Consider the following 19,450-nt stretch of genomic DNA (forward strand, 5'->3'; position numbering starts at 1 on the left):
AATAGCACTTAAAGCGGAAAAGACAAAATCTGCCACTTCAGTTTTACCTTTTGTTTGCCCTGTATTTGTGCTTAAAAGTTTTGGGGGGAATTACTACTTATTCTATTAATCACTTTTTTTGTAAAACTTATGATAACTGCTTCTAAATATTTATTTCTACTCTTCTTAATTGCGCTTACGTTAGAAGCGCCCGCTCAAAAGCTGCTTAGGGTTTTGACAGTGCCGGGTAAGGATGCGTTTACAAATATTAATAAAAATGGAAAAACTGTTTTACCGAGTGGCAGGCATGTTACCCCTGCCGGTCAAACTATTCAAATAACTCATGACCCTTTCGGCATGGCCGTTTCTCCTGACGGAACCAAAACAGTAACGCTACACAACGGAGTTATTACAATCATCAACAACAGCACATTAAACAACACCCGCGTTCCTTCGTATGATAAGAAAATTGTTTCACCTTTTTCGAATGGATCTTTTTTAGGCGTTGCGTTTGCACCTGATTCTAAAACAGTTTATCTAAGTGGCGGCGACAACGGTGCTGTGCTTGTATATGACGTAGAAAAATTTCAGCGGGTCGATTCGATTTCTCTGAATGGAAGCATAGCAGGCGTCGAATATGATGACAGCTTCACATCTGATCTTTTGTTAGACGATGAAAGTAAAGAACTGTTCGTGCTTGACCGGGGCAATTTTCGATTAGTTCGAATTAACATTGAAACAAAGAAAATCACGGCTTCTATAAAAACCGGTCGCCAACCTTTTGGACTAGCAATTAGCCCTGATCGTAAAACTGCTTTTGTCGCCAATGTGGGTGTCTATGATTATCCTTTACTTACGGGACTAACACCTAAAAACAAAAACAGTTTAGCCTTGCCTTTCCATCCTTATGCCGATAATAGTAAGGAAGCAATCGAAGGGTATGAATACAGAGGGAAAAAAGTTCCCGGTGTAGGAAGCCCACTAGCCCCTGAAGCTATGAGTGTTTATACGATCAATTTGGCAACAAACAAAGTGATTGACAGATTTAAACCCGGCCACCAGGTAGGTCAAATGGTTGAGGGTGCAGAAGTGGTTGGAGGAGCAAGCCCAAATTCAATAGCTGTTGGAAGCAGGTATGCCTATGTAAGCAACGCGACAAACGATAACATTTCTGTAATCGATTATCGTAACCACAAAATTGTTGGCCATATTCCCATTAAAGTAAATCCGCTGATTGATCACTACCGGGGGTTATTGCCTTTTGGAGTATGTTTAAGCAAAGATGAAAAAACGTTGTATGTAGCATTGTTGGGCTTTAACGCGGTTGCTGTTATTGATGTTGAAAAGAGAGTGACAACAGGGTTAATACCTACGGGATGGGGACCAACGCGGGTTCAATTAAGTAAGGATGATAAGGATTTGTATGTAATTACTTGTCGCGGATATGGCGCCGGTCCAAACGGAGGTAAAGACTTTGTTGAGCCCATACAAGGAACTTATATCGGCGATATACAACTAGCAACATTTCACAAAATACCTGTACCTAACGTTAGCCAGTTAAAGGCCTATACAAAACAGTCGGTTGAAAATACATTTGTGCAAGTGCAGGTAAAAGACGATGTGAAAAACCCTGTTCCTTTATTGCCCGGCTTAAGAACGAGCCCAATTAAACACATCGTTTACATTACCAAAGAAAACAGGACTTACGATGAAATTATGGGGCAGCTAACAACCGGCAGGGGCGACTCTACTTTGGCTCGTTTTGGAGTGCACGTAAACATTAGCGATACAAGTGGAGATTTAAAAAACATGGATGTTTCCCCCAATCATTTAAAAGTCGCTAAAGAGTTTGCTTTCGCTGATAATTTTTATTGCGATAGTGACGCGTCAATTCACGGTCATCATTGGATGATGGGCGTGATACCAAATGAGTGGGTTGAAACAAATTCAAGCGTGGACAAAAGGGCAAAAATATTTTCGAAAGCTTCAGGCAGAAGATTTCCCGGATCAACGGGAAGTATGGATCCGGAAGACTATGCAGAACGTGGTGGCTTGTGGGAGGCATTGGAAAGAAAGAAAGTTTCTTTTTACAATTTTGGTGAAGCCAATGAAACAGCACACGTGCGGGAGGAGTGGATGGATACAGCTACGGGTGCTGCTCACTCTGTAATGGTCCCAATGCAAAAGGCTTTGTGGAGCAGAACTAGTCATGATTATGCCGGTTATAATACCAACATTCCAGACCAGTTCAGAATGGAACAGTTTGAAAGAAATTTTACGAAGATGTGGCTAAAAGGCAAAAATAAAATGCCGCAATTAATAACCATGCAGGTCCCCAACGATCATACAGCTAGCCCTCGTCCTGCTGATGGCTATCCTTATCGTCACTCGTTTGTTGCTGACAACGATCTTGCAGTCGGCCGAATTTTACATTTTCTTTCGCGCACGCCTTACTGGAAAAACATGCTTGTTATTATCACAGAAGACGATCCGCAGGGTGGGGTAGATCATTTGGATGCGCACAGAAGTATTCTCATGATGGCCGGTCCTTATGTGAAGCGCGGTTATACATCGCATACCCATGCGAACTTTGGATCGATCCTAAAAACGATCTATAATATTTTGAATGTTCCTTACGTAAATCAGTACGATGCTACTGCGTCTAACTTACAGGACTTTTTCACTGGTAAACCTAACTATACGCCTTACACTTTAGTCATGCCCTCGAAAGAAGTATTTGACCCAACGAATGCGATGAAACGTTATAACCGGGATATCGATTGGCGCAAAATTATTAAAGGTCCCGAAATGGATGATGAAGATGACCAGCGTAAAGACCATTATGACAGCAAAAAACCTTAATGGTCAACAAGGTTTAGATGGATTAAAAGGGATTGGAAGATTGCCCAACTTCTTCATTGGCAATAATGCTATTGGCTGCGCGATTTATTTTGCCGCTACAACGACAGGTCCAGGAGTCATGACCCCTTTACTTAAATACTCTTTTACTTTCGGCGTCAGTTTTGTCAATTCTGCGTACTGATTTATTCTCGCTCTCAGAACAAAAACGGTTACTGTATGTTTTGAAAAGTTTTGTTGATGCTGCAGATTTTTGTCATAGGTAAGTAGGGCATCAAAAGAATTAGCGATTAGAAGCTTGAGTAATTCACCATTTTTAATGCCATTCCATTGTTGGTCGCGAACTGTATAAATCTCGTGCTCTGGAAAATCCAGTTTAAGGCGTTTCGGTAGGTTTTCGTCAAGCAACAGTCGCATATAAAGCCTCGATATTTTTCGAGGTTAAAAGCTTGTTTGCAATCTCTAACAAAGCAACTGCTTGTTCCCTCGAAACTGTTGGGAAGTCATCTAGAAACTCTTCTAAAGGTACACCGGCTTCAAGGTGGTCGAAGAAACTTTCGACAGGAACCCGCGTGCCTTTAAACACAGGTTGTCCACCTAAAATATCGTTGTCAACGAGTATGATCTCACGAATTTCCATGATACAAAATTACAGTAATTTGTTGCAAGCATCGTTGGTAAGCTCTACCAGGGTAACGCTAGCCTACTATTTTCAAGCAGAATTTTCAGTATTAATAATCGGTTAATGCCGCATCGGTGCTTTCTGTGGCACAAGTGTGCGACGCAACAAAAGTTAAGTAGTATTTCTGCCGCTGGCAACCAAAAAATTAATAACAAAACATAGGCTCGTGTGTGAACAATGAGCATTTTATCCTTTACCAAAGTTTGCTAATTTGCACCTCAACCCGTTCTTGAGCGAGAGAAATATTATGGAAAAATTTATTGTTTCAGCCAGAAAATACAGGCCTCAGAATTTTAATACTGTTGTTGGTCAAAGCCATATCACTACTACTTTAAAGAATGCTATCCGCAATCATCAACTCGCTCACGCCTTTTTGTTTTGCGGTCCCCGTGGGGTAGGTAAGACCACTTGTGCCCGTATTTTGGCTAAAACGATTAACTGCGAGAATATTCAGCCAGATGGTGAAGCTTGTAATGTTTGTCATAGCTGCGTGTCATTCAACGAAGGAACTTCTCTGAACATTCATGAGCTTGATGCTGCCAGCAACAATTCGGTAGAAGATATACGGGCTCTTGTCGAGCAGGTGCGATTTGCCCCGCAAGCTGGTAAATACAAGATCTACATTGTGGATGAGGTGCACATGCTTAGTACGAGTGCTTTTAATGCATTTTTGAAAACTTTGGAAGAACCACCTTCTTATGCCATTTTTATTTTAGCTACCACGGAAAAGCATAAGATACTTCCTACCATTTTAAGTCGCTGCCAGATCTTCGATTTCAAACGTATTACTAACAACGATACGGTTGAGCACTTACAGGAAATTGCAGGAAAAGAAGATATCCATTCAGAAAAGGCAGCGTTGCAATTGATCGCTCAGAAGAGTGAGGGTTGTATGAGAGACTCTCTGAGTATACTCGATAAGATCGTAAGTTTTACGAATGGCGATGTTACCTATCAGAATACGCTTGAGCACCTGAATATCCTCGACCACGATTATTATTTTAAGCTGCTTGATACCCAGATCAACCAGGACATGGCAGGATCGATGCTGCTGTACGACGAAATAAACCGCAAGGGTTTTGAAGGAGATCTCGTTCTGAACGGTTATGCTGAATTTATCCGGAATGTATTGGTTTGTCAAAATCCGAGAGCTGCTTCTTTGCTTGATGTGGTTGAAGGGCTTCAACCGAAATATATAGAGACAGCAAAAAAGGTTAGCCCTGCTTACCTGGTAAGTGCTCTTAATATTTTAAACGAAGCCGAGATTAATTATAAGATGGCCCGGAACAAACGGCTGCACGTGGAGATGACGATGATCAAGCTTACTTTTTTGCAGCAGGCGATAGAACTGTCTTTCGACAACCAGACTTCTACGCTCGTAAAAAAAAAGCGGGTTAGCGGTCCTGTAGCTGTTAAATTCGAGCAGTTACAATCCCTGCAAATTAAATCTGCACCTGGCACTAGTACTCCTCCAACAGGAGCGAAATTATTTATTGATCCAAAACAACCGGTGCTTGCGTCGGTAACTGAAGTTCAAAAAGCTGCTGTAAAAGTGGGTGCTATTGCTGATATTCCTGCTACTGCAAATGAAACGCTTGGTGCTACCGCTACAGTAGCAGCGCCACCGAAACCAAAAGAAGCTTTAACAGGCAAAAAGTCACTTCTTCAAAGTTTACGCGATAAGCATATTTCAAATAAAACAAGCGAGGATATAAAGGAAGCTGTTCCGGTAACCGAAGAAAACCTGAAAGAACATTGGAAGTGTTTTACCGAAAAACTAAAACAGCAACTAAAACATTCGGTAGTAACTGTCTTTAATAATGCAGCGTTGCAAGTTGTAAATGAGCAGCATTTTTCTGTGACCGTTTCCGCCAGTCTTGAACAAAAATTTATCGAGCAGGAAAAATTGCCTTTGCTTGAGTACTTGAAAAGCTGTTTTCATAACCGCAATATTGGCTTTACTATACACATTAATGAACAGCCAAAAGAAATTGTAATCTCAGAAGCAACGTTGACAACACGCGAAAAGTACCAACGCGTTATCGAACAGTATCCGATGATTAAAGAGTTGAAAGATCGTTTGAAGCTTGAGTTAGATTATTAATGTTGCATAACTTCGGCTCGCTCATCGACATCGTTGTGTCACTCACTTATACTGTTGCACACACTAGCAGCTTTTGTTAAAGCGGGGCAAGGAAAGATTGCTTATTTAGATTTTTAAGGAAAACAACTCAATGCCGTTGTTCTTTCCTTTTAATTCAACGATGCCTAAGCTCTCTGTTTGCCATTCTTTTAAATCGACATTCTCCTTGAAGTCGACAGACACAATAAATTTCTGGTTCAGCTCGCTGCACGCACTTCGTATCCGTGCGGTAGTGTTCATCGTATCACCACTCATGGCGATGTCCTTTTTTATCACACCTATTTCTCCCACGGTCACATCACCCACATGTATCCCTACCCTGAACTCCGGGATTAGACCATAATGACGACGAAAATGTTCACCTCTTTTTTGTAGGTTTTTTCTTGCCTCTATTAAAGCGTCCATGCATTTTCGTGTATTCTTTTTTTCGAAGAGCCACGACACTACTACCTCATCCCCTACGTATTGATAAATGCTGCCACCATGTTCTATCAGGGCATTTGAGATTTGGTAAATAAACTCCCGAATAAATTTAAAGTAGTGCTGGTGCCCAAGTTTCTCAGCAATCGGAGTAGAGTCCTTCAAGTCTAAAAACATTACGATGCGCCTTTCTATTTTTGGCTCAATATATTTTCCAAGAAGGATATCCATAAAAACGCCGGGAGCATACTTCTCATTCACCTCAATAATCAATTGGGTTAATACAAAAAGAACCATCCAATAAATGATCTTCTGCGTTAACCACAACGGCTGAAAAGCATCTTCCCCGTATCGAGCTAAAGCCTGGCCAACACTTAAGTTGAGAATGAAAACTATGTTAGCCGCATGAATAATGTAGTTAACAATGAATGCCCCGATGAATAAAATCCCGCTTCTAAAAACAAAACTTACGGCCAGCGAACGATTTCTAAATAATCTCCTAAGCTTAAAAATGAGGAGGTAACCAATTGCCAGGCTCATTAAAAAAATCAACACACTTCGTAGTACAATGGCAGAAGCAAGGCTATAGTAGGCTGGCTCAGGCCGCGTGAGCACAATGATAAAGTCTATAAGCGTCCAGAAAATAGAGATGTACAATATAAGCGAGAACCTATACCTGCTTACAAAGCTGAAAGTGAATAATTTTCGTAGCGGCGATTTCATATTTTCATTTGCAGCTCTTAGCAGAAAGAACCTTTTCTGCACTTTTACGTGTTATTGCGGAAAGTTAGTAACATCTGACCCTGTGTAATTAAATTATAATACCGAATAGAAGAATAGGATCTGTATTGCTAAAACTATAATGGAGATCCCTGGGGACCCGTTATTGATCCACTAGCACTATTACTTACAATAACAGCAAACGCGAAAGCAATCACCGAAAGTATTATTCCGAACATAAAAATATTATAAGCCCAACGGATGAGCCGGTATTTTCGGGCAAGAACAACACCTAACTGGTAAATATCTTTGATGAGGGAGCCGTACAAATATTCAGAGTCAACCATCATTTTCGACATCGCTTTTTCATATTCTTCCTGTGTGCACTTATAAAAATTGCCGAAGAAAAGAAGGTTCGTTTTCTTAGTATCAATATCCTCTTCACTAAACCTGCCAACGCTTACCTTAGGTCTCGTTGCCAGGATAGCTACCACAATGGTACAAACAGAGGACGATAAAAATATAATGGTGGGAACGGTCAAATAAGCATCCTCCTGCAAGCGTCGCATGAGTACAGATAAAATAACGGAGATAATAATTGCATTTACTGATATCAGGATATTTGCCTTGCCATCTGCCATATCACTTAACCTCATATGATTCTCAGAAGTAAGCCGTAGCATCGTCTGAATACCTTTTGTTGTAAGGTTGTTAGCGGCTTTAATAGATTCTTTGTCAGTTGCTGGTGCGGGAGCTTCCTCGGGTTGCTCTTCGATGTTTTTCTTTAGCTTTTTGATATTTTTCTTTTTTCTATCGTTAAGTAGTTCTTTACTGTAAGAAGTATAGTAGTGATGGTTTTCAAGCATTTTAACCGTTTGCTTATCCCAATCCCTTTTGCTCATGTGGCCGTTTCTTGAGACGAACTCATCAAACACTTGTTTGTTGGTAGCCTCAAGCTCTTTTGTTCCAAAATGATAGCAGTCTGCATCCACCAATATTTGCTGTAGTAAGTTAACCGGCTTTGCACTTGGCTTTGTCGACAATATTAGCTCTTCAATGTTTTTAAGAATATCAGTATCAGCAATTACGGACGAGGCGAATTCGTTCATCAGCTGAACACTCTTCTCTTCATGTAATGCAATTTCGTCAAATAAATAGCCGGTGTCGTGAAACCATGCAGCAACAACCAGCGCAAGCATATCATTTTCAATAAGGTGATAATGGCCTGCAATTTCCTTGGTTCTTGCTACTACTTTAAGTGTGTGTTGTAAATTATGGTAAACCAATTTAGGGTTTGCCATTCGTTCAAACAGATTCGTTACGTGTGCCTCTACCTTTTTATATATTGAGTTATAATCCATGAAATATGGTTAAAAAGTCAGGTTAAATTTTGTACCAATCGAAAGGTTAAAAAGTGTTTCTTCCTCGGAAAAGCCCATTGCTGCTGAAATCAATACCATATTAAATGGAGAATAGTAAAGTCCTCCTCCCACAGAGTTATGCCATTTCTTGCTGCTTTGGTTTCCTGCCCAAACGCGTCCAATATCATCAAATCCAATGACGCCTACAGAACCGGGAAGGATGTACGATTTAGTATCAAACAACTTTACAAGCAGCGATAGACTTCCATAGGCGAGGGATGTTCCGGCAAACCGGTTCTTTCTAAATCCTCTTAAAAAATTATTTTGCCCCAGGTTCAGTGCCTGGAAGTATTCATAATTTTTACTAAAGATATGTCCGCCTCCAAGTTTTAAAATACTAACTACCCTAGCCGGATCAGTCAGGCTGGAATAGAGAGTCATATCTGAAGTTAAAGTAGTAAGAGGCTTGCTGTTCTTGTTAATGCCACCTAAAGCATTCACTTCTGTATTCCAATAAATTCCCCTGGTAGGCATGAACTCACTGTTTACATTGTTTAATAGTATTCCGAATTTACCGCCGACATAAGTCTTAGTCTTGTACACGTTTATAGAGTCAAGTCCGACAAGTGACGGCGCATTCAAGATCTTGTTGCTATTGTCCTCAAGATGATTCCAATAATTAAAAATGCGCGGGCCGGCGTATATTTTTAAAACGTCGCCCAACCTCCTGCGTAGCAATACCTCACCATTTACGTAGTTATAGCGAACACGGTAAAACAAAGGTTCCTTATTGTTTGCAACTTTGGTATTGTTACCGATGCCGAAAAAATTATTAAGCGTTGGCTTGGCCATTTCACCATTAATCACAATATCATTTTTTCCAATGACCTGGTTGAACTCGCCTTGGTAATTGAATTTGTAGGCACCACTACCAAAGGCATATAATGTGTTGAATTTTTGAAATGTGGAATAAGGCTCTTTCCTAAATCCGAAAGTTCTTCTGGCAAAGCCAATACCTGCCATGAAGCCATCTTCCCCGTTGAAGCTAACGTTCAGATTAGGGAAATAATTCTTGTTATAGTTGAAACCTGTAGTACTGTATTTATTTGCTTCAGGGCTGTTTTCGAACCTTAATCTAGTCCTGTTTTTATTTTGGATGACGTTTTTCTCAGTTGAAAGATCATAGAGGTAATTCTTAATATCTCCCTTAATGTTGAAGGTATCATTGCCTCTGCCTCCAATGATCCTCATTTTAATTTTTGAGCTCGCATTCTCGTCAATATCGAAAATATCATCTCCGTTCAACCCGTACATGTGAATCTCTTTGGTTATACCGGGTTCAAAAACGCGGCTAAAAACAAGAGCGGCAGAATCTGTCTCTTTTGTTTTTTTATACACTCTTACCTGTAAGTTTTCACCCGCTGACTCTACCTTAAAGTATTCGTTTTTGTTACTGCCAACCACATTTACCTGCTTAGATAAAAATCTGTAGTACTTCATTCCTTTTTTTGGCAAGTAGTCGCGGCGACTTTTCAACTTTTCGCTTATAAGCGCTCCATCTAATGCATATACCTCAGGAGGAAGTTTTTTAACAGCATTGTCTATTACGTTATCGGGCAAATTAGTCTTAAAATTGGCCAAAGCTCTTGACCAAGTCGCACTATCGAGGGAATTAAGAAAGTTGCGATCGAGATCTTTTGCCCAATAAGCAAGCCATTGAATGCCTGGAATGTGTCTTCTAAATCCTTTAAGGAAAGGGATTAAATTTTCAGAGGCAAGCTTTACGAGCACACCATCCGAGTAAGAAAAGGCCTGGTCCCTATCGCGAGGGATAGGGTAGTACAATTTACCTTTTCCGGTGTCTTTTTCTAAAAAGCGCCATTGGTCAAAGTGCCGGTCCCAGTCGGCTACTAGAAAGTCTAACAGGCGCGCACGTAGAAAGGCTTCCTGGTCGACATGGTTATCATTGTCATCTAACAATTTATTTACTACTTTCTGCTCGCTCTTGGTGTCTTCTCCCTTCGCTATTGGTTGTCTTTCTTCCAACAGGCAAATTGTGTTGGCGAAAAAGGGGCGATAAGAACCTAGCGCAGGATCGTTTGGAATATAGAAAATTCTCGGGGTAGCAACTGTTACATTAACCGCTTTTGCTAGGGGAGGAATAATTACCGGTGAGTATGGATGAGCTGAGGAAATGAAATCCTGCAAATAATCTTGTGCAAGCGTTCCCTGGATGTTTCCCGGAAGTATTTTAGTAATGTCTTTATTTATAGTTCTTAGGGTCCATTCCTTTCCGCTCGTGTCGGTGAGACGCAAAGATTTTGTCTGGTGTCCTCCACCCATTTCTCCGATCTTAAATCCACCCATTTCTTCATGTACTCTAAACACTTTCATCTTAACCGGCTGTGCCCAAACATCACGGTAATTACTTCCATTAAAAAGTCTTTTGGTACCTGAAACCGCAGCATATGTTGGATTTGCAGCCACCGTTATACTGTCAGCTGCGTAAGGAACAGCTACCACAGGTTCGTCTTTTTTTGTATCCTCTTGAGGTAGTTTAGAAAAGTTTAGGAGATGGCTGTTATAAGCCTTCTTAATAGAGTCACTAACGGTATAAAAAGAAACGTCTACGTTTTTGTTTTTTGAAATATCAAGCACAGCGTAACCGTTTAGGTCAGATATGAATTGCGCCTTTTTATTAGGGGAAACGCGGGTGTGTTTTGTTCCACTACCGCTAACAATATAGTTGTAAGTGCTGTCTTTAATCAATTGAAGGCTATGTTCGTGACCTGCTGTAAAAATTACATTTGGATGTCCCTTAACTACTTTTTCTACATCACGAATCATATTGGCATATGCAGGGTGAGATAAATCCTCAGGAACACCGAAAACACCACGGGCAATCGGGTAGATAGACCCAATAACCGGCAGTGGAATATACATATTAGGCGACGCGTCAGTGAAAGGAAAAACGTGCTGCTTGAGAGTAAAATAGCCCCCATGAATACCATAACTTCTAAAGGTATGATGGCAGGCAAGTACAACCAGCTTCTTTGAATTTTTTGAAAGAATGTCTTCCAACTGGTTCAATATTTCGAAAGGAGTTTTGTAAGGACAATCTGATTCAACACCCGGCTTGTCGTATGGATGTATCCACCATTGGCTGTCGAACATAACAAGGGTAACATCGTCGCTGAGAGAAACTTCTACCGGTCCGCCACACCCATCTTCGGGGTAGAACTTCACATTTTTACCTCCTTTAGAATCTATGTACTGCTGCTGTCTCACGATTGCCTCCCAGCCTCCTCTACCACCTTTATCCCAATCATGGTTGCCGGGAATAAAAAACACTTTTGCATCGGTGCCGCTCGCAATAGCGATCTGCGTATCCAAAACGCTTCTTCTTATGTCGTAAGATGAATACTGCTCGTCAGGTAAACCGGTCGTGTAGAGGTTATCGCCTAAATAAAGAACCGTCGTTTTCTTATCCAGCTTCTGTGTTTGTCGCACAGCATCTATCACCGGATGTCTTCCACCTTTAAAGTCACCAGCGTCTCCAATCAATATAAGTTTTGCCTGCAGCGTGTCTTCCTGGCTATAACCACATAAACCCAGAAACAAAAAAATTAAAATCGCACTAGCCTTTTTCATTAACCAAACTTGTTTTAAAACGTAATATTTTTCTCTTTGTTCTTTCCTCCGTTTGTCATCACGCCATCTAATCTTCTTACAAGTTGATTTAGAAGCGTTCTATTTTTCTAAATAAACATATTTATACAAAAAATTCAAGTGACGAACCGTAAAAACTGTAACAACAAAGTCAAATCCTTTGCCGTCTACTTTAACTGTTGCAACAGCGTTAATCAGAAATGTCATTAAGGCGCAACCAGGTCATGGGGAAACATTTCTACAAGAAACGGGCCTATTAATGTTTTAACCAATTGATATACAAAAGGCTATAATATCAGTTGTAAAGAGTAAAGTTATTAATCCGCGCTTTTGTTTTATTCATCCTGGCTGACTCTGGCTAATCCGAACTTCTTTATCTCACAATTTTTCAATTGACAATATCACGTAAAAAAGCGACAGCAGCTTTTCGGCTTATCCCAAGTTTTATTCGCTTATGTAAATACGTAATCATTCGTACTTATGTGCTTTCTGATGCTGTTAAATCTTTTGAGTTTTGACAAAACACTTGTTATGCTAAAACAATTACTCTTTTGTTTCTTGATTTTTTTAACTTTTTCAGCATTTTCTCAAACTACTAAAACCAACGTTTCTATTACAGTACTAGGCGAGGGGAAAGCTCCTTTAGAAGGGGCTACCGCAGAATTATTACGAGTCAAAGATTCTGCTATTGTAAAAACTGCCATTACTGATAACACCGGCCTGGCAGAATTTGAAAAGGTCAGTCCGGGAAAATTCCTTGTTCGAGTAACATCAGTCAATTATTCCACCTATTTCTCTGAACCATTTGAAGTCGGCACCGAGCGGGTGACTATTCCCCCGGCGAGCCTAACTATGAAAACGGAAGCGGCGTTAAAAGAAGTGACTGTTGTTACTCGTAAACCCTTCATCCAAAAGTTAACAGACCGGATTGTTGTCAACGTAGAAAACAGTATTGTAAATGCCGGTAGTACCGCCATGGAAGTATTAGAAAGATCTCCGGGTGTTTCAGTAGATCAAAACGACAATATAAGTTTAAGAGGCAGGGCTGGTGTGGTGATTATGATTGATGGTCGCATCACCCCTATGACAGGCGCTAGTTTAGCCAGTTATTTAAAAGGTTTGCCGAGCAATGCAATCGAAAGAATCGATCTTATCACCAACCCTTCATCAAAATACGATGCGGCAGGAAACTCGGGAATTATCGACATCCGGATGAAAAAAGATCAACGACTTGGATTGAATGGGACTTTCAACGCTGGGTATGGACAAGGAGTTTATCCTAAGGCAAATGCCGGCACTACGTTTAACTACCGCAATAAGGTTGTAAACATCTTTGGCAATTATAATTATAGCTATCGAAAAGGTTTAAACCATTTACTGCTCGAAAGGAACTTTTTCTCAAACAGCAACTACGATGGAGGAGACGAAAAAGATAATTACATGACTGCTCCATCCAACAATAACACTGCAAGGTTTGGAGCAGATTTCTTTGCAGGCAAAAAAACAATCCTTGGGTTTGTAGTCAATTCAAGCTTTAATGACATTGGCAGAACTAACCATAATAGCGCTGTTGTGATGAACAATGTAAAGCAGGCTGCCTCGACTTTTAATACGGATATTAGCAGCCATGACAAGTTTAATAACTCAGTAATTAACGCAAACATCAAGCATACATTTGATAAGACTGGCAGGGAATTGACTGCCGACGCGGACTATGGGGTTTTCAATAACAGATCCATTTCGAGTACACTCACCAGGTATTATTTTCTAAATGGTACTAGTCAAAAACCCACCTATATTTTAAATGGCGACCAGGACGGAAAGCTGACTATTAAAACAGCAAAAGCCGATTATGTAAACCCCTTGAAAAAAGATGGACGAATAGAAGCAGGCATTAAGACAAGCGTTGTTTCATCGGGCAACGATGCGAAATTTTTTGACGTGAGTTCCGGCCGCCCCGTTAACGACACTACTAAGACCAACCACTTTAATTATGATGAAAGCAACAATGCTGCTTATATCAATTTCAGCCAGCAGTTTAAGAAATTTAGTCTACAATTCGGCCTGCGAGGTGAGCAGACAAACATTAAAACAAAACAGGTAAAAGGAAATGTATCGTGGGACTCCAGTTACTTTCAATTATTCCCCAGCGCCTTTATCAACTATAAACTTAAGCCTGATCAAACACTAGGCGTATCAGTAAGTCGGCGTATTGACAGACCTGGTTATAACCAACTTAATCCCTTTCTATTCTTAATAGATATCAGCACTTATAGTACCGGCGCCCCGGGCTTGCTGCCGCAGTTTACATGGTCGTATGAACTCAGTTATACTTTAAAGCAGTTGAACTTTACGTTGGGTTATAGCCATACAAAGCACATTCAGTCAACTGCCATTATACCCTTTAAAAGTGTGTTTCCTAATGTGCCTATCAACGACACAAATGTCACCTTGCAAATACCTGTTAACCTTACTTCATCAGACTATTTTGGCTTAACAATCGCGGCTCCAATTAAGGTCAATAATTGGTGGAACATAATGAACAACGCAGATCTTTATTATATTAACTATAAAGGAAATCTTGCCAATACTCCTTTAAACAACGGGTCTCCCACTGCGCGCATCAGCACTAATAATTCCTTTACGTTTAAAAAGGGATGGGCGAGCGAGCTGAACTTTAATTACTCCAGCAGAAGCCGTAGCGGTTATATGGTATTAGAACCTCAGTGGGGTTTATCGGCGGGGGTACAAAAAAGCATTCTTCAAAACAAAGGAACTGTTCGCTTCAACGTAACAGATATTTTTTGGACCAACCTTCCGAGAGCCACAATCACTTATAACAACTATATAGAAAACTGGCACGCATACCGCGAAACAAGGGTAGCTAATCTTTCATTTACCTATCGCTTTGGAAACAATAAAGTAGCTGCATCACGAAGAAGAACGACAGCCTCTGAGGAAGAAAGGCGGCGGGCAGGAGGGAATTAAGCAGTTGCAAAAAAAGGTGTAGAAAAGCTTCAAAGCCGGGTGAGATTATTCACCCGGCTTTCTTGTATTTCCTCCTTGGCATGCTGAAGTTTATTGTTTTTGTAACGCGCATTTGTACTTTTCTCAACATCGTTGTGTCACTCTCTTGTACTTTAATTTATTTAGGGCAGCATTTTAAAAATGCCGAAGAATAAAACCTGCAGAAAAAATTTTTCGACCATTTTGTCCAATTCCCTTTAACCCGTTTGTTATGGATTTATAATTAATTTTCATAACTATTAAATTTCAACATCATGGATGAGTTCGCATTAATTTTTAGACACGAAGACGGTCAAAAAGTAGCTTCACCAGAACAAATGCAAGCGTGGATGAAACAAACGATGGACTGGATAGGAGGCATAGCTGCGCAAGACAAATTTGTAAGCGGCACAGGTTTACCTTTTGAGGACAGCAAGGTAGTACGTTACAACAAAATCGTAACGAACGGACCATTTGGAGACATAAAGGAAACCATTGGCGGATTTGTCATCGTGAGGGCAGAGTCAGTTGAAGAGGCAGTTGAATTTGCAAAGGGAAGCCCCGTACTACAAGGCGAAGGAAATAGCGTTGAAGTAAGAAAAATCGCTAAAAGCGATGGTGTTCACTAAAGACTATGAAGAGCCTTTGCAGCAATGCAAAGGCCCTTTTAATTATGGAGCAAAACGAATTAATACCACACCTGTTTAGAACAGAATACAGAAAAATAACAGCTGTTCTATGCAAGCTGTTTGGTATAGATCACATTGAAGTTGCAGAAGACTTAGCCAGCGAAACCTTTTTGCTGGCAGTAGAAACATGGAGTTACAAAGGCTTGCCTGAAAACCCGACCGCATGGCTTTATTACGTTGCAAAGAATAAGGCCAAAAATCATTTAAACCGTGACAGCATTTTTACAAGCAAAATCACAACCGACCTAAAATTATCATCGCAAGGTTTCGAGGAAATCGAGATAGATTTATCAGAAAAGAATATTACGGACAGCCAGTTACAAATGTTGTTTGCGCTTTGTCATCCATCAATACCAACTGAGGCTCAAATCGGGCTTGCCCTTCGTATTCTATGCGGCTTTGGTATTGATGAAATTGCTGACGCTTTTTTAACTAATAAGGAAACGGTCAACAAAAGACTCTTTAGAGCCAAAGAAAAACTGCGGCAGGAAAAAGTAAAGATTGAGTTTCCGCGGCGAGCCGAAATCGATAAAAGATTAGATGTGGTTCTGCTCACTTTATACTTGCTCTTTAGCGAAGGCTATTATTCTGAAAGCGAGGACAAGGTGTTGCGTAAAGACTTATGTTTCGAAGCCATGCGCATAACTCATCTTCTTACCGAAAATGAGCAAACCAATCAACCCAAGGTGAACGCTTTACTTGCCCTGATGTGTTTTCATGCTTCGCGTTTTGATGCAAGAAAGGATGAAAGTGGCGAGATTATTTTGTACCAGGACCAGGACGAAACATTGTGGAACCAGGAACTGGTGCAAAAGGGTGTTTGCTTTTTTAAAGAAGCCTCACGTGGAGATAAACTTTCTAAATACCACCTGGAAGCTGGCATTGCTTACTGGCATACCATTAAGACTGACACAAAAGAAAAGTGGGAGAATATTTTACAACTCTATAACCGTCTGCTGCAATTGCAGTATTCGCCCATTGCCGCCCTCAACAGAACGTATGCTCTCTCAAAAGCCAACGGAATTACAGAAGCTATTACAGAAGCAGAGAAGTTAAACTTAACAGGTAATCTTTTCTATTTCGCCTTGCTGGGAGAACTTTATAAAAGCGTTGATAAGCAGAAAGCGAAAGCACATTTCGAACAAGCTTATTCGCTGGCTAAAACAAAGACGGACCGGCAAGTGATTCGAAAGCAGATTGAAAACCTATGAGGCTAGGTTTGCAGTGGATCTAGTATTGATGTCGTTGAAGTGTGCGACGCAACGAGGTACGAATAATGTTCTTAAAGCCTGGTCAAAAAAGTCTCCTACTCCACTTTTCCATGCTTATACAATTCCTGGAAAGTCTTGAAATATTTGTCTCCCACAAACTGTTGCAGATGCTTTGCAAAATGACTGTAGTCATAATACCCAAATTGAAAATACTGGAAGGTAGACGGCGAAGCAGTAAGGCTGATGACTGCCTCTCTTATCCGCATCGTTTGAAGTGCCTGCTTGCTGCTAAAACTGGTAGTTGCCCGGAAGTATCGTTGCAGTGTTCGATTGCTGATTTTATACTTTTCAGCGAGCTTTTCAACCGGGCTATCAAATTCTTTTTTCTGCAGGCTATTGACCAATATCTCTGTCACGGTGCTTACATAATTTAACGAACCCGTGTGCTTATTTACAAGCTCTTCATAATGCTGAAAGATGAGCCCGACTCTGTCAGAGAATGAGCCGGCGTTCTTTACTTTGTTTATGATATTTCGGTCAATTAAATAAGCGAGGGGATAGACAAAATCAGTGTACTCGGAGAAGTCTACATCTTTTTCAAAGACAATTGGACAAACCTTAAACTTGATTCCAAAAAGCCTGTTGCCGGCAGAATGATGGCAGGTGATATAATGATGACGCGGAATAAAACCGTCGTTTTTTACCTCGAGAGAACTCTTCTCGAGTTGCATGACGAAAGGAGTACCCAGGTTGATGATATATGTATACCCAATGTTTGGAAAAAGAACATCTGCGAAACCATCAGGGTGTTCAGAAAGAAGGTGGTCAAAATTAGTTTCCCAACAAAAATCTATGTAAGACGACAATGCACCAGTTGCCCACGTTCTGTGGTACTTGTATTCAAAATGTTCGCGATCAATAAACTCCAGGTACTCCATAATCTCCTCCTCGTAACCTTAATTATAAATAGAAATGATAGTAAAAATAAACGTGGTAGTAATACTATGAAAATTTTAGAAAATGCACTTTTTTTACTGAAGGAACTATGCCTACAATTCTTCTGCTGATTCTTTGCCACAATAATAATTGATAATAGGAGCGTCGCTTTGCATTGGCATTAAAATTATATAGTTTGTTAATATGATCCATCCTCATACGAAGCTTAAATTTATCAGCCCCGAAATAGGTTATGGGGTAGTGGCAACGAAGCTTATTCCAAAAGGAACAATTACATGGGCCTTCGATCAACTTGACCAGGTATTTACTCCCCAGCGAGTTAGTGGGATGGACGAAGTCTACAAAGACATTTTGCATAAGTATACGTATCGGGATAATAAGGGCGATCTAATCCTTTGCTGGGATCATTCAAGGTTCGTAAACCATAGCTTTAATTCGAATTGCATTACAACTGCTTACAACTTTGAGTTGGCAGTAAGAGATATTTACCCGGGAGAAGAATTGACGGATGACTATGGTTACTTAAATTGTCTTGAGCCTTTTGAATGTCTTCCTGAACCCAACACTTCGCGCACACATGTGATGCCCGATGATTTGCTGCATTACTACAAAGAGTGGGATGAAAAAGTGGCGAGGGCCTTTGAGTATTTTAACAGCCTGCAGCAGCCGCTCTCATTTTTAATCGAACCCGCATACCGTAAAAAAGTCGGTTCGATCGCAAATGGCAAAGAGCCAATGGATTCTATTTTAAACTGCTATTATAGCGAAGACGAAAGCAAGATGACAGTGAAAGAAGAATTGCTGAATAAGTACAGCTATGCTTAAGCTAAATAGGAATTTTTGTTCGTTTTTCCTTTAAACTACTACTGTTGGTGATGCTGGTACTAAGCATCTTTTAGAGGCAACTTTTCGTGTTTGTAATATTCTTCCTCCAATTGCTTGAAAGCTGTATAAAGCTCACGGGTAATTTTTCCCGGCTTCCCATTACCAACAATAACATCATCGATTTCTAAAACCGGCAAAAGTCTTTTAGTTGAACTGGTCAAAAAAACTTCAGAGGCATTCTTTAAATCCTCAAGAGTTACCGTCCTTTCCTCAGCTTTATAATTTCTACCTGCAATGTGGAGTACCTTCTTTCTTGTGATGCCGTGCAAAACATTTTTGCCCGGAGTTACAACCGCCCCTTCTTTTGTTACTATAAAAACGTTAGACCTGGGAAACTCGAGTACCTCCCCGTTTTGGTGATACAGTACATCATCTGCTTTCTGCTCAACAAGCCTGTTCTGAAGATAGATTGCCATGAGGTAATTGATAGATTTTACTTCAGGTACATCGCGCAAATATTCGTGTAGAATTATCCTGATGCCCTTCTCGAATTTTTCTTCAGAAGAAATTTCTACCGGCTGTTGGGTCATAATGAAATTAGGAGTGCCGGGCTCAAATCCATCCTGAGAATATCCTCCTGTTAAGATCAATTTAAAACCTGAAGTTTCAATCTGGTTGCGATCAATCATTTCATAAATAATTGTTTTCAACTCTTCTCGCGTGTGTCTTGGCTGCAGACTTAGTAAGGTGGCGGAATTGAAAAACCGATCAAGATAATCATCCAAAAAAAGAGGGACATAACGATACGTTCGAAAAAAATCAAAGATGCCAAAACCCCTTTGAACTGAAAGATCGCTTATACCAATAGAAGCTTCCTTTTCATCGATAAAACGGTCATTTATAAATACAATCATTTGCGCCGGTTTTAG

General features: G+C 40.4%; 13 protein-coding genes. 6 read left to right on the top strand and 7 right to left on the bottom strand.

Translation table 11 applies throughout. The annotated features are described in order from the left end of the window. Positions 1-129 precede the first annotated feature (129 nt). Complete coding sequence (locus SAE01_RS15575) at positions 130-2,841, top strand: bifunctional YncE family protein/alkaline phosphatase family protein (RefSeq protein ID WP_147204720.1); 2,712 nt, start codon at positions 130-132, stop codon at positions 2,839-2,841. Between the two features lie 84 nt (positions 2,842-2,925). On the opposite strand, the gene SAE01_RS15580 is transcribed toward SAE01_RS15575, so the two are convergent. Both SAE01_RS15580 and SAE01_RS15585 read right to left on the bottom strand, forming a co-directional pair. Beyond that, complete coding sequence (locus tag SAE01_RS15580; protein WP_147204721.1) at positions 2,926-3,255, bottom strand: DUF5615 family PIN-like protein; 330 nt, start codon at positions 3,253-3,255, stop codon at positions 2,926-2,928. Then, positions 3,239-3,478 carry a DUF433 domain-containing protein gene (locus SAE01_RS15585; protein WP_147204722.1) on the bottom strand — a complete coding sequence of 80 codons (240 nt, stop codon included), beginning with the start codon at positions 3,476-3,478 and terminating at the stop codon, positions 3,239-3,241. Before SAE01_RS15585 ends, SAE01_RS15580 begins: the two co-directional genes overlap by 17 nt. A gap of 289 nt (positions 3,479-3,767) precedes the next feature. Between SAE01_RS15585 and SAE01_RS15590 the strand changes: the two genes are divergently transcribed. After that, the gene (locus SAE01_RS15590; protein WP_147204723.1) at positions 3,768-5,624 is read left to right on the top strand and encodes a DNA polymerase III subunit gamma/tau; all 1,857 of its coding nucleotides are present in this window, start codon (positions 3,768-3,770) and stop codon (positions 5,622-5,624) included. Positions 5,625-5,729: 105 nt separating this feature from the next. Here the strand turns inward: SAE01_RS15590 and SAE01_RS15595 are convergent, their stop codons facing one another. The 3 genes from SAE01_RS15595 to SAE01_RS15605 all read right to left on the bottom strand — a co-directional run bounded on the left by SAE01_RS15595 (position 5,730) and on the right by SAE01_RS15605 (position 11,815). After that, positions 5,730-6,806, bottom strand: coding sequence for an adenylate/guanylate cyclase domain-containing protein (locus SAE01_RS15595; protein WP_147204724.1), 1,077 nt, complete (start codon positions 6,804-6,806; stop codon positions 5,730-5,732). Between the two features lie 134 nt (positions 6,807-6,940). After that, positions 6,941-8,164 (bottom strand): Pycsar system effector family protein, encoded by a 1,224-nt coding sequence (locus SAE01_RS15600; RefSeq protein WP_147204725.1) that lies wholly within the window; start codon positions 8,162-8,164, stop codon positions 6,941-6,943. A gap of 9 nt (positions 8,165-8,173) precedes the next feature. Further along, positions 8,174-11,815, bottom strand: a complete 3,642-nt coding sequence (locus SAE01_RS15605) for a metallophosphoesterase (RefSeq protein ID WP_147204726.1) — start codon at positions 11,813-11,815, stop codon at positions 8,174-8,176. 549 nt (positions 11,816-12,364) lie between these two features. On the opposite strand from SAE01_RS15605, the gene SAE01_RS15610 reads away from it, so the two are divergent. The 3 genes from SAE01_RS15610 (at position 12,365) to SAE01_RS15620 (ending at position 16,739) form a co-directional block, all read left to right on the top strand. After that, positions 12,365-14,821, top strand: coding sequence for an outer membrane beta-barrel protein (locus SAE01_RS15610; protein WP_170234170.1), 2,457 nt, complete (start codon positions 12,365-12,367; stop codon positions 14,819-14,821). Positions 14,822-15,114: 293 nt separating this feature from the next. After that, a complete protein-coding gene (locus SAE01_RS15615) occupies positions 15,115-15,468 on the top strand; it encodes a YciI family protein (protein ID WP_147204728.1) in 354 nt (117 codons plus the stop codon). Positions 15,469-15,512: 44 nt separating this feature from the next. Then, complete coding sequence (locus SAE01_RS15620; protein ID WP_147204729.1) at positions 15,513-16,739, top strand: RNA polymerase sigma factor; 1,227 nt, start codon at positions 15,513-15,515, stop codon at positions 16,737-16,739. A 95-nt stretch (positions 16,740-16,834) separates the two neighbouring features. Here the strand turns inward: SAE01_RS15620 and SAE01_RS15625 are convergent, their stop codons facing one another. Next, positions 16,835-17,677 carry a helix-turn-helix domain-containing protein gene (locus SAE01_RS15625; protein ID WP_147204730.1) on the bottom strand — a complete coding sequence of 281 codons (843 nt, stop codon included), beginning with the start codon at positions 17,675-17,677 and terminating at the stop codon, positions 16,835-16,837. Positions 17,678-17,879: 202 nt separating this feature from the next. Here SAE01_RS15625 and SAE01_RS15630 point away from each other — a divergent pair, with 202 nt between their 5' ends. Next, positions 17,880-18,521: an SET domain-containing protein gene (locus SAE01_RS15630; RefSeq protein WP_147204731.1), complete on the top strand. Its 642-nt coding sequence runs from the start codon at positions 17,880-17,882 to the stop codon at positions 18,519-18,521. Positions 18,522-18,580: 59 nt separating this feature from the next. Here the strand turns inward: SAE01_RS15630 and SAE01_RS15635 are convergent, their stop codons facing one another. After that, positions 18,581-19,435, bottom strand: a complete 855-nt coding sequence (locus tag SAE01_RS15635; RefSeq protein ID WP_147204732.1) for an aminotransferase class IV — start codon at positions 19,433-19,435, stop codon at positions 18,581-18,583. Positions 19,436-19,450: the final 15 nt, after the last annotated feature.

It is taken from the genome of Segetibacter aerophilus, assembly GCF_007991655.1.
Taxonomy (GTDB): domain Bacteria; phylum Bacteroidota; class Bacteroidia; order Chitinophagales; family Chitinophagaceae; genus Segetibacter; species Segetibacter aerophilus.